Raw genomic sequence first — 11,255 nt, forward strand, 5'->3', positions numbered from 1 at the left:
CATGTTGGAAGTAGGAACTGCGGCTCCCGATTTTTGTTTGAGTAACCAGGATGATGTAGAGATATGTTCACGCGATCTGCGGGGTAAATGGATTGTGCTTTACTTTTATCCCAAAGATTCCACGCCCGGATGTACGACCGAAGCGTGTGAATTCAGTGCCGCGATGGACGAATACGACGACCTCGGGGCGATCATTCTAGGGGTAAGTGCCGACAGCACCAAATCCCACCGCAATTTCATTGCCAAACAAAACCTCGGCATCACGCTGCTCAGTGATCCGACGACGCAGATGATGCAAGATTACGGTGTGTGGGCGCTGAAAAAGAATTACGGGAAAGAATATATGGGAATCGTCCGTTCGACGTACATCATCGATCCTAAAGGGACGGTACGTGCGGTATGGACAAACGTGAAAGTGAAAGATCATGTTGCCAAAGTCAAAGAGGAACTGGCCACGCTGCAAAACGGGTGATGGAAAAGTGCGGCCGCCGGAATCAAATCCCGGCGGTATATAAAAATCTTCTCTTAAAAACGGTAACGGAGATAGGCGCGGATGTCTTGCGCTTTGTCGACGGCACTGGTGCCGCTGGAAACGTCGCCGATCGCGGTGGGGGTTCCGCTTGAACTTCCGAAGAAACCGTTGCTTCCGGTATAGTCGTAGTCGATGTAGGTGTAACGGAGCTGGAACGAAAGGATGTCGTCGACGAGGGGTTCGGTAAAGTAGACTTCGTACGCGTCACCCCGTGCGGCGATTTTAGATCCGATCATAGTATCTTCACCGTACGTGATGGGACGCCAGTAGTTCGAACCGTGATTGAATTCGATCCCCCAGCGTCCCTCCTCGCTGATGAGAGAGGGAAACTGTGTACCGATCCAGTAGCTGTAACCGGTTTTGGCGTCGGTTGAACCGAGCATCCCCTGTTTACCCGCATCGGGGTCGGTCCGCGACATTGCACCGCTGATGAATACCGTCGTATCATCGAGGAAGTCGCTGATTCCGTCTCCGATGCCGTTCACCATTGCAAACGCAGTGGCGGTGTGGAGCCCCCCTACCGCTTCCATCGTTGTAGAGCTGGGCGTGGTGGTGTCGATAAGGTTGACCGCGTAGGTATACTGAAAGCCGGTACTGTATTGTTTGTCGTCGTAGGGGACGACGATGATGCCGACCATGTCGTTGTTACTCGTAAGTGCGTCTTCACCGCTGTAGGGAGCCGCGGCAAAACGGGGTTCGGCATTGCTCATTCCCCGTCCGGCGCACAGTTTGAAATACGATCCCTCAAGCCCGACGATCTCTTCGGTGCCGAATTTGGCGCTCATCCCGTCAAATTCGACATTGATCGCATGGGCCAGGGGCGAGGAAGCGTCGACATCGTCGCGCAGGTTGATCAGGTGCCCTTCGGTAGAGGGGCGCCGACCGATACTGAACGTCCAGGGGACATCGGCGCCGAAAAATTCGTCGTCAGTGTAGAGGAAATAGGCCGAGCGGACGCGGAGCTCGTCATTATAGGCCGATTCGTTGCTGACCCAGTCAAATCCTTCGAACGGCGCCGAAGAGGAGGCCATGGAGCGTTCGCCGAAAATTTTGTTGTAGGCGAGCTGACCGGTGAAGCTGATGTTTTCGTTGGCGGCGTAACTCATGTTCAGCCATAGGCGGTTGCTGAAAAGGGCATCGTTTTTGCGGGTGGTTCCGTCGGCCATTTCATAGCGGAGATTATCGACGCTGGTGCGGAAATCGACCCCCCATTTGAGATTATCGTTATTGGTTTTTTTGTTCAGATCGTCGATCTGGTCTTGCATCTCTTCGAGCGTTTCATCGAGTTTGGACGATGAGGCGACCGTTGTTTTGGGAGCGTCGGCATCAGGGGTTGAAAGCCGCGAAGAGAGTTTGGCGTTTTCGTTTTTGAGCGCATTGAGCTCGGCTTTGAGCGCCGCCATCTCTCTTTCCATTTTTTCGAACCGCTCCAGCAAAGCGTCGTTGGCGGTCGCTCCGGTTGTCAGGAATGCCGCGGCGGCTACCGAAACCATTATCCGTTTAGTCATCATTTCTCCTTATCTGAACATCCGCGCGTCAGGTAGTGTGGCGATATTAACAAAAATTATATAAAAGTAATTTGAATAAGTTGAAATTTGTGTGATAAAAACGTGACGTTGCGCACATCATTAAACACAGATTAAATTAAGCTATATTTCAGTATAATCCGCACGATTTTCTCTCCCGTTTCACGACGGCCTCGAGAAAAAAATCGCAAGCGCACCGCCGTTCTCGTGCAACCGATGGTTCATCGGCCCTGTCCGCGGTCGCCCAAGAAAACGAAGAACAAACTAAAATATCTCTCCTCAGGAGTCACACATGGTCACAATGAAAGACCTTCTCGAATGTGGTGTCCACTTCGGTCACCAAACACGTCGCTGGAACCCGAAAATGAAAAAATATATTTTCGGCGTCCGCAAAAACATTTACATCATCGACCTCCAAAAAACATTGCGTTATTTCCGCAATGCGTATCAGCAAGTCGTTGACGCTGCGGCGGAAGGGAAAACCGTTCTGTTCGTCGGTACGAAAAAACAAGCGCGCGTAGCGATCCGCGAAGCGGCTGAAAAATGCGGCATGCCATACGTTGACAACCGCTGGTTGGGCGGAATGCTCACCAACTTCCCGACAATCCAGAAATCGATCCGTAAACTGGACATCATCGAAGAGATGCAAAGCAGCGGGCAGGTTAACCTTCTGACCAAAAAAGAAGCGCTGATGATGGAACGCCAGAAACAAAAACTGATCGCGTACCTCGGCGGTATCCGCCACATGAAAACGCTTCCCGACATGATGTTCGTTATCGATGCGGTAAAAGAACACATCGCGGTTCAGGAAGCGCGCAACCTCGGAATCAAAGTAGTTGCTCCTCTGGATACCAACTGTGATCCCGACGTCATCGACATCCCCATCCCGGGTAACGACGACGCGATCCGTTCTATACAGCTTTTCTGTAAAGAAATGGCCGAAGCGGTTCTCGAAGGTAAAGCACTGGCTAACGGCGGAAGCGATGAAGCCGTTGTCGAAGAAGAAGTAGCGGTTGAAGCTGCGGCCGAAGAAGCTGCGGCAAGCGAAGAAGTCGCAGAGGAAGCGTAATCATGGCAGAAATTACAGCAGCAATGGTAAAAGCGCTTCGGGAAGCAACCGATGCGCCCATGATGGATTGTAAAAAGGCTCTGACCGAATCCGAAGGAGACATGGAGAAAGCCAAAGAGTGGCTCCGTGACCGCGGTATGGCTCAAACGGCCAAAAAAGCGGACCGTGTTGCGGCAGAAGGCCTTCTGGGGCTGAAAGTCGCCGATACGTTTGCTTCGGCATCGCTCGTCGAGATCAACTCCGAAACCGACTTCGTCGCGAAAAACGACGGTTTTATCGCCCTTGTCGGCAATACTGCGGCACACATTTTTACGACCGGCGTCAGCACTCTTGAAGAGCTGAACGAGTCGTCATACGAAACCGGGACTTTTTCGGAGTATTTCACCGCTCAGGTCGCCCGTATCGGTGAAAAAATCGTTACCCGCCGTTTCGTAACGCTCAATGCCGGCGAAAACGGCGCGGTGAACGGCTACGTCCACTCAAACGGCCGCGTAGGCGTTCTCGTAGCGGCCAAATGCGACAGCCAGAAAACGGCCGAGCTTATGGCTCCGATGCTCAAAAACATCGCGATGCACGCTGCGGCGATGAAACCTTCGGTCCTTTCGTACAAAGATTTCGACGCGTCATTCGTCGAAGCCGAAACAATCGGCCGTATCGAAGCGATCAAAACCGAGAACGAAGAGCTCGCGCGTTTGAAAAAACCGCTGAAAAACGTTCCCCAGTATATCTCTATGTCACAACTCACTCCCGAAGTGATGGCGGCTGCGGAAGAGGCGATCAAAGCCGAACTCGCCGCAGAAGGAAAACCGGAGAAAATCTGGGCCAACATCATCCCGGGTAAACTTGCCCGTTTCGTTGACGACAACACGACGCTGGACAAAGAGCTGGCGCTTCTTGACCAGAAATACGTCATGGACGACTCTTTGACGGTAGCCGAAGCGGTTGCCAAAGAAGCCGCGAAACACGGCGGTACTGCCGAGATCGTCGAATTCATCAAGTATGAAGTCGGTGAAGGTATCGAAAAACAAGTCACCGACTTCGCTGCCGAAGTCGCTGCACAAATGGGATAAGCCTCCGGGCGCATCCTCTGCCCGCTTCGGCGGGACCCCTTCCTTTTTCTTAATCTAATTTCTCCTATAATTGCTCCATGACACTTATAAACGCCACATCCTTATCGCATGCATTTGAGTATCCGCTGTTTGAGGATATATCGCTTGGTCTGCAAAGCGGCGAATCGATTGCGATCGTCGGGGTGAGCGGCAGCGGAAAATCGACGTTGATGCATGTCCTTTCGACGATGCTGCGTCCCAACGGCGGCAGAGTGGAACTGTTCGGGCGGGATATTTACGCACTCAATGATGCGGAATTGGTTCGCCTCCGGCGTCACGAACTGGGGCTTATTTATCAGAGCCACTATCTTTTTAAAGGGTTTAGTGCGTACGAGAACCTTGAAGTCGCGGCCCTTTTGGCAAACGAGACGATCGACCCGCAACTGCTCGAGCGGCTTGGAATCGAGCGCGTCATTACCCAAAAAGTAACCGAACTCTCCGGCGGGCAGCAGCAGCGGGTATCGATCGCCAGGGTCCTCTCCAAAAAACCGCGCCTCATTTTCGCGGACGAGCCGACGGGCAATCTCGATCATGCCACGGCCGAAGAGGTGATGGGGATATTCGAGGAGTATCTTCAAAAGCGTGATGCGGGGATGGTCTTGGTGACCCACGATGAAGCGTTGGCCCGTCGCTGCACCCGTGTATACCGGATGCAAAACGGGACGCTAGACGCGGTGTAGCGATGGAATGGGCGCAGCTGTTCAGCGAAGGGAGGACGATAGCGTTTTTGCTGTTGTTTACCCGTTTTACCGCTCTATTCATGGCGGTTCCCATTTTTTCCCACATGAATATCCCCATCAGCGTCAAAGCGGCAATGGCCTTTTTTTTCACCGTCTTTTTTTTCGGTGCCGTCCCTCCTCTAAACATCCCGACAGACGCGTTGAGCCTTACCGTCGCCATTCTGGGTGAGATGCTCTTTGGGCTGGTGGTCGGGACGATACTGCAGCTGGCGTACCACGTTGTCACGTTCGCCGGCGGGCAGATATCGTTTATGATGGGATTTTCGCTTGCCTCGGCGATCGACCCGCAATCAGGGGTGTCGATGCCGATCGTCAGCCAGTTTTTGGCTCTGCTCGCATTGATGATACTACTCGTTTTCGACCTGCACCACTGGATTTTGCTCTACGCGTCGGCGTCGATATCGCAGGTCCCCCTGGGGGGATTTATGATTACTCCTTCGCTGTTCCAGTACATCATGCATGCCACGCTCAATATGTTCGTCGTGGGCTTTATGATCGCGTTTCCGATCACGGCCCTCTCCATTCTCGCCGATATCATTTTCGGTATGCTGATGAAGACGATGCCGCAGTTCAACCTGCTGGTGATCGGGATGCCGATCAAGATCGCGGTGTCGTTCGTCGTACTGATGGCGACCCTTGCCGCAACGCTGGCCATCGTGACGTCGCAGACCCAAAGCGCCTATAATTTCCTGGAAAAGCTATTCTAGATAGGGACGAGAACGCCGCAGCAGGGGGAGAAGCGCTTTACGTGCCGAGGCGGCGCTCGCGGGCTCTTCGCTGCATCGCACGAGTACGGCTTCGCTTTCTGTGGCTTCCGATACGAGCGGGACCGGAAAAGTACAGATGCCGCGTTCCCCGATAAGCAGGACGCTCCCCTCCATCGGCCGTGCGCGGTAAAGGAAAAGATCGATTCCGCGGTATTGGATCAGGCTGAGAGGATCGCCTTGCGGGTCAGAAAGGATAAGCGTGACGCATGATCCCTTGCGGGCCGCCTTTGAGAGCAGTTTTTTAAACTCTGGATGGTGTAGTTTTGGTGTGGCCACAAGCAGGGAATCGTCCGATTTCCGGAGCGATTCGGAGAGAAAAGCGAACATGCGGCTCTGATCGTCGGGGAGGAGGAAGAACGTTTCGTTTCCCAAAAGCATCGTAAACGGTAAAAGAAATCCCAGAAGTTTTATCATTTAATTTTTTTTTAGTTACAATCATACCATTTAGCTTTTGGCAGAACAAGAGCAAGTGAAAAGGGGCCGTAGAGATTATGACTATTTTGCTTTTTAACGACAACCCGGTAGTCCAGAAACTGGTGTCTCTGAGCGCGCAGAAAACGAAAGACGATCTGAGTGTCGCCGCATCCCTTGACGAAGTGTCCGGAAGCGAATACGATTTGCTCATTATCGACGACGCGTTGTACAGCGAAGAGGTATTCGGGGCGCTCAAAGAGCGTATCACCTGCAAAAGCGCCCTTTTTATGGCGACACGCGGCAATATCGTACCGGCCGGATTCGACAACGTCATCAACAAACCCTTCCTGCCGACCGACCTGGTCGAGACGTTGATCCAGATCGACAAAAGCATTGCCCCCGCAGCAGCAAAAACCGCTCCTGCCGCTGCTGTGCAAGAGGATCCGTATGCGATCGACCTTCAAGAAACGCTGGCTGAAGTCGATCATGACGCCGAAGGATTTCTGGATCACGATCTTGATGCGGCCGGCGATGACTTTAGCCTTGACGACCTGGAAGGTTTCGGCGACGACGAAACACCTAAGACGGCCGTACTTGATAGCGAAGAAGTTCAGGAAGTCCAGGGGCTGCTCGAAGCCGCCGAAAGCGATGCGCTGATCGAAGAGGACGAAATTACGGTCAAAGGGATTGATGATTTCGGTGTGCCTGAAAAACCCGAGATGGAAGACGAAGCGTTCGATTTCGAGGGGCTCGTAGGAAGTGAAAATACCGATGCCTCCGCGGAGGACGAATTTGATTTCGAAGGGTTGATCGGCGTCGAAGGCGACGAAACGGCGGCCGAAACCGAGCCGGACTTGTCTGCGGCGGAAGCATTGAGCGCTCCGGAGTCGCCGGAAGAGGAACTGATGTTCGGCGAGATTCCGGATGAGACGGCCGGTGAAGAGATTCCGGAAAACGCCCTTCCCGAGCTGGAGGAGGACGAACCGTTTGATTTTGGCGAAGACTTTGCCGACGCGGGGCTCTTGTCTGAAGAACCCGAGGATGAGGCCGCGCTTCCCGACCTGCCTGAAAGCGGCGATGCGCTCATCGACGATGAGGCTTTCGGGGAACTCGAATTCCAGATCCAAGAAGCGGTCGATGAACTCGAACCTGAAGATCTCGATATGGAACTCGATGCGGGGGTTCTCGAAGAGTTCGATTTAGGCGACGGCGGAGAAGGGAGCGGGGGATTCGATGAATTCGATACCCTTGACGAACGGGAACTGAAGCTGGCGATCGGCGAAGAGGTGGAAGAAGAACCTGAAATCCGGGTGGGGGGAAGCGAGTTTGCATCTTTGGGAGCCGAAGCGCTGGCCGAGGCATCGGGGCACGCTCAGGCTGAAACGATGGCCCCGAAAGAATCTTTCGCCGCGGAGATGGATGAGGAAGGGACCCATGCCGAAGGGGTGGAAGCACTGCAGGCGCTTCTTAAAGCCCTCTCCAACGAAGAGGTTGCCAAATCGCTAAAAGGGCTTAACATCAGCATTAATATCAATTTCGGGAACGACAAGTGAATCTTGAAAGCGGAGCGATACTCGTCCTCTCCGGCCCAAGCGGTGCGGGGAAAAGTTCTCTGATAGCCAAAATTATCGATCATATCGGACCCACCTATTTTTCGATCTCGACGACGACGCGGCCCATGCGGGAGGGGGAGATCGACGGCGTCCACTACCATTTTGTGGGCGAAGAGGAGTTCAAGCGCGACGTCGAGCAGGAGATGTTCCTCGAATACGCGGTGGTTCACGGCAATTACTACGGCACCTCCCTCGGACCGGTGATACAGGCATTGAAAGAAGGGAAGCTGGTCATTTTCGACATTGACGTACAGGGACATGATGCGGTGCAAAACCGTCTGGCCGACATTACGACGTCGGTCTTTATCACGACTCCGACCCTCGAGGAACTCAAACGGCGTCTTTACGGCCGTTCTACCGACAGCGATGAGATCATCGCCAAGCGGATCGAGATGGCCAAGCGTGAGGTGCAGCGGATCAGCGAATACGATTTCCTGGTCGTCAACGACGATCTCGATACCGCCGCCGAAGTGCTCGTTTCAATCGCCAAGGCCGCGCGGATGAAGATCCCTACGCTGCGCATCAACGAGTTTGTCCAGAAATGGGAAGCGCAAGGCTAAAAGAGCGTATAAGTTCGCGTAATCTTATAAGGACGGTTACAGCAATGAGCCGTTATACTACAGCGCTAAATTTTTGAGAGAAGGAATTCTGCGTATGAGTATGCCAAGCGGAACCGAATTATTACTGATTTTCGGGATTGTCATTTTGTTGTTCGGTGCGAAAAAAATCCCCGATCTGGCCAAAGGAATCGGACAGGGTATCCGTAATTTCAAAAAAGAGATGAAAGAAGAAGAACCTGCCGCCCCTACCGCTTCCGCGACTCCCGAAGCGCCCAAGCAAGTTGAAACTTCTACCACCGCCAGCGTAGAAGCTCCCAAAGACCAAACGAAACAAGCGTAAGCCTTGAAACAGCGAGTCAGTGCGCTGTTGCGCGATAAATTCAATACAGACGTCATCCTCGAAAAGCCGAAAGACCGATCTTTCGGCCATTTCGCCACTCCCATTGCTTTTTCTCTTGCCAAAGAACTGCGCAAATCGCCGATGGCGATCGCCGAAGAGATCGCCGGATCGTTCGGAGACGAATCGATGTTTACGGCGGTCGAATCGGTCAAAGGGTACATCAACTTCCGTCTCTCCGAACATTTTCTCGACGAGTACGCTTCGTGGGCTTTGAACCACGGAAACGAATTCGGAAATGCCGACAAGAAAGGGACTATTCTGCTTGAGTTCGTTAGTGCGAATCCGACGGGTCCTTTGCACATCGGACATGCCCGAGGGGCGGTTTACGGCGATACCCTGCTTCGTTTGGGACGCCACCTCGGCTACGACATCACCGCCGAATATTACGTCAACGACGCGGGGAACCAGATCGACCTGCTGGGGACTTCGCTCCAGCTCGAAGGGCGCGCGAGCGTATTGGGCGAAGAGGTCGAATGGCCCGAGAAATATTACCGCGGCGAGTACATGAGCCTGTTGGCCCGTGAAGCGGTCGAAATCTTCGGAGCCGACGCGCTGCGCGACGAGAGCCGCCAAAAAGAGCTCGCACTCTGGGCCAAAGACAAGATCCTCGAACAGATCGTCGAAAGCCTCCGTGCGGTCAACGTCCACTTCGATACGTTCGTCAGCGAAGCGTCCCTGTACGACGAGTGGGATCGCGTTATGGCCAAAATGGGCTCGGGCGTTTATCTGAACGAAGGGAAGACCTTTATCCGCTCCTCCGAACACGGAGACGACCATGACCGGGTCGTGGTGCGCGAAGACGGCCGCCCGACTTATCTGGCCGGGGACATTATCTATCATAATCAAAAATTCGAACGGGGATTTGATCATTACATCAATATCTGGGGTGCCGACCACCACGGCTACATCGCCCGCGTCAAAGCGGCGGTCGGATTTTTGGGATACGAGCCGCAGAAACTCGAAGTACAGCTTTCGCAGATGGTGAGCCTCCTCAAAGACGGGGAACCGTTCAAAATGTCCAAACGGGCCGGGACGGTGATATTGATGAGCGACGTCGTCGAAGAGATCGGTGCGGAGGCGCTTCGTTTCATGTTCGCAAGCAAAAAAAGCGATACGGCGCTCGAATTCGACGTCGAAGAGCTCAAACGCGCCGACAGTTCGAACCCGATTTACTATATTCAGTACGCGCACGCCCGTATCCAGACGCTGATCTCCAAAAGCGACAAGAGCATGGAAGAGATCATGGGGACGCATTTGCACGGCCTCAGCGCCGATGCGGACGCACTGCTGTTCGAAGCGCTCTTGCTGCCTGAGATCATCGAGGATGCGTTTGAATCGCGCCAGGTTCAGAAACTTCCCGATTACCTCAAAGCACTCGCAGCCCGCCTGCATAAATTCTATTACGACAACCGGATCATCGGAAGCGAAGAAGAAGCGAAGCTCCTGAAACTGTTCCTGGTGGTTGCCCTGTCGCTTAGATCGGGACTCTCCCTTCTGGGTATCGAAGCCAAAGACCGGATGTAAATCCGTTCGGGCTTTCCCTCCTTTTTCTTCTCCCCCTTTTTTTGATTTCGGACGAGAACCGTTAGCGTACCGATAGGTTCGGGTGCTATAATTTCGCATTCGAGATAACAGGAGCGCATAATGGTAAAAATCGCGGCAGTACAGATGCAAATGGGAGCCGACAAAGGCGCGAACGTCGCCAAAGCCGAACAAATGGTGCGCGAAGCAGCCGCAAACGGCGCGCAGATCATTTTATTGCCCGAACTCTTCGAAGGGTATTATTTCTGTAAGGATATGGACGCGAAATATTTCGAATGGGCCAAGCCGCGCGAAGGGCATCCGATGATTGCACGTTTCAGCGCCCTTGCTAAAGAACTGGGGGTCGTACTCCCCATCAGCTATTTCGAGCGGGACGGTGATCGTTATTTCAATTCGCTGGTGATGATCGATGCCGACGGTACGGTCATGGAAAACTACCGCAAAACCCATATCCCCGACGGCCCGGGATACGAAGAAAAATTCTATTTCGTCCCCGGAGATACCGGGTTTAAAGTGTGGAATACCCGCTACGCCAACGTAGGGGTAGGAATCTGCTGGGACCAGTGGTTTCCCGAAACGGCCCGAAGCCTTACCCTCATGGGGGCGGACGTGATTTTCTATCCGACCGCGATCGGAAGCGAGCCTGAAATCGGGGTCGATTCGGCATCACACTGGCAGCGGGTCCAGATGGGGCACTCGGCGGCCAATATCGTCCCTGTGGCTGCGGCAAACCGCATCGGCGTCGAAGCGGGAGAGAGCTGTACCCTCACGTTTTACGGTTCGTCGTTCATCACCGACCATACGGGGGAAAAGATCGCCGAGGCCTCGCGTGATAAAGAGGAGATTCTTTACGGTGAGTTCGATCCCTCATCGATCCGAGAACACCGTCACTACTGGGGACTGATCCGCGATCGCCGCCCCGAATGTTACGGAGAAATCGTCAAACGTTAAAGTGGAACTCCTTTTGCTTTAGTACAACAAAT

12 protein-coding genes are annotated in these 11,255 nt (G+C 53.5%); 10 read left to right on the forward strand and 2 right to left on the reverse strand.

All coding sequences use genetic code 11. The annotated features are described in order from the left end of the window. The first annotated feature begins 1 nt into the window (after position 1). Positions 2-472 (forward strand): thioredoxin-dependent thiol peroxidase, encoded by a 471-nt coding sequence (gene bcp / locus E0765_RS09020; RefSeq protein ID WP_132812896.1) that lies wholly within the window; start codon positions 2-4, stop codon positions 470-472. A 53-nt stretch (positions 473-525) separates the two neighbouring features. On the opposite strand, the gene E0765_RS09025 is transcribed toward bcp, so the two are convergent. Further along, positions 526-2,040 carry a DUF3373 family protein gene (locus E0765_RS09025; RefSeq protein WP_132812897.1) on the reverse strand — a complete coding sequence of 505 codons (1,515 nt, stop codon included), beginning with the start codon at positions 2,038-2,040 and terminating at the stop codon, positions 526-528. A 310-nt stretch (positions 2,041-2,350) separates the two neighbouring features. Between E0765_RS09025 and rpsB the strand changes: the two genes are divergently transcribed. The 4 genes from rpsB (at position 2,351) to fliR (ending at position 5,683) form a co-directional block, all read left to right on the forward strand. Further along, complete coding sequence (gene rpsB, locus E0765_RS09030) at positions 2,351-3,127, forward strand: 30S ribosomal protein S2 (protein WP_132812898.1); 777 nt, start codon at positions 2,351-2,353, stop codon at positions 3,125-3,127. 2 nt (positions 3,128-3,129) lie between these two features. Continuing rightward, complete coding sequence (gene tsf, locus E0765_RS09035) at positions 3,130-4,197, forward strand: translation elongation factor Ts (RefSeq protein ID WP_132812899.1); 1,068 nt, start codon at positions 3,130-3,132, stop codon at positions 4,195-4,197. A gap of 77 nt (positions 4,198-4,274) precedes the next feature. After that, the gene (locus E0765_RS09040; RefSeq protein WP_132812900.1) at positions 4,275-4,916 is read left to right on the forward strand and encodes an ABC transporter ATP-binding protein; all 642 of its coding nucleotides are present in this window, start codon (positions 4,275-4,277) and stop codon (positions 4,914-4,916) included. A 2-nt stretch (positions 4,917-4,918) separates the two neighbouring features. Then, positions 4,919-5,683, forward strand: coding sequence for a flagellar biosynthetic protein FliR (gene fliR, locus E0765_RS09045; RefSeq protein WP_132812901.1), 765 nt, complete (start codon positions 4,919-4,921; stop codon positions 5,681-5,683). Here the strand turns inward: fliR and E0765_RS09050 are convergent. After that, on the reverse strand, positions 5,675-6,157 hold the full coding sequence (locus E0765_RS09050) for a hypothetical protein (protein WP_132812902.1): 483 nt from the start codon (positions 6,155-6,157) through the stop codon (positions 5,675-5,677). The two genes, fliR and E0765_RS09050, sit on opposite strands and share 9 nt — an antisense overlap. A gap of 77 nt (positions 6,158-6,234) precedes the next feature. Here E0765_RS09050 and E0765_RS09055 point away from each other — a divergent pair, with 77 nt between their 5' ends. The 5 genes from E0765_RS09055 (at position 6,235) to aguB (ending at position 11,223) form a co-directional block, all read left to right on the forward strand. Continuing rightward, on the forward strand, positions 6,235-7,710 hold the full coding sequence (locus E0765_RS09055) for a hypothetical protein (protein ID WP_132812903.1): 1,476 nt from the start codon (positions 6,235-6,237) through the stop codon (positions 7,708-7,710). Beyond that, complete coding sequence (gmk, locus tag E0765_RS09060) at positions 7,707-8,330, forward strand: guanylate kinase (RefSeq protein ID WP_132812904.1); 624 nt, start codon at positions 7,707-7,709, stop codon at positions 8,328-8,330. The genes E0765_RS09055 and gmk overlap by 4 nt, the downstream gene beginning before the upstream one ends. Positions 8,331-8,424: 94 nt before the next feature. Beyond that, positions 8,425-8,670 (forward strand): twin-arginine translocase TatA/TatE family subunit, encoded by a 246-nt coding sequence (locus E0765_RS09065; RefSeq protein ID WP_132812905.1) that lies wholly within the window; start codon positions 8,425-8,427, stop codon positions 8,668-8,670. A gap of 3 nt (positions 8,671-8,673) precedes the next feature. Then, positions 8,674-10,254 carry an arginine--tRNA ligase gene (gene argS / locus E0765_RS09070; RefSeq protein WP_132812906.1) on the forward strand — a complete coding sequence of 527 codons (1,581 nt, stop codon included), beginning with the start codon at positions 8,674-8,676 and terminating at the stop codon, positions 10,252-10,254. 120 nt (positions 10,255-10,374) lie between these two features. Then, positions 10,375-11,223, forward strand: a complete 849-nt coding sequence (gene aguB, locus E0765_RS09075) for an N-carbamoylputrescine amidase (protein ID WP_132812907.1) — start codon at positions 10,375-10,377, stop codon at positions 11,221-11,223. Positions 11,224-11,255: the final 32 nt, after the last annotated feature.

This window comes from Sulfuricurvum sp. IAE1 (assembly GCF_004347735.1).
Taxonomy (GTDB): Bacteria; Campylobacterota; Campylobacteria; order Campylobacterales; family Sulfurimonadaceae; genus Sulfuricurvum.

Bases quoted from the DNA above. Each gene is read 5' to 3' on its own strand.
- bcp (WP_132812896.1), top strand. From the start codon at position 2: ATGTTGGAAGTAGGAACTGCGGCTCCCGATTTTTGTTTGAGTAACCAG.
- E0765_RS09025 (WP_132812897.1), bottom strand. From the start codon at position 2,040: ATGACTAAACGGATAATGGTTTCGGTAGCCGCCGCGGCATTCCTGACA.
- rpsB (WP_132812898.1), top strand. From the start codon at position 2,351: ATGGTCACAATGAAAGACCTTCTCGAATGTGGTGTCCACTTCGGTCAC.
- tsf (WP_132812899.1), top strand. From the start codon at position 3,130: ATGGCAGAAATTACAGCAGCAATGGTAAAAGCGCTTCGGGAAGCAACC.
- E0765_RS09040 (WP_132812900.1), top strand. From the start codon at position 4,275: ATGACACTTATAAACGCCACATCCTTATCGCATGCATTTGAGTATCCG.
- fliR (WP_132812901.1), top strand. From the start codon at position 4,919: ATGGAATGGGCGCAGCTGTTCAGCGAAGGGAGGACGATAGCGTTTTTG.
- E0765_RS09050 (WP_132812902.1), bottom strand. From the start codon at position 6,157: ATGATAAAACTTCTGGGATTTCTTTTACCGTTTACGATGCTTTTGGGA.
- E0765_RS09055 (WP_132812903.1), top strand. From the start codon at position 6,235: ATGACTATTTTGCTTTTTAACGACAACCCGGTAGTCCAGAAACTGGTG.
- E0765_RS09065 (WP_132812905.1), top strand. From the start codon at position 8,425: ATGAGTATGCCAAGCGGAACCGAATTATTACTGATTTTCGGGATTGTC.
- aguB (WP_132812907.1), top strand. From the start codon at position 10,375: ATGGTAAAAATCGCGGCAGTACAGATGCAAATGGGAGCCGACAAAGGC.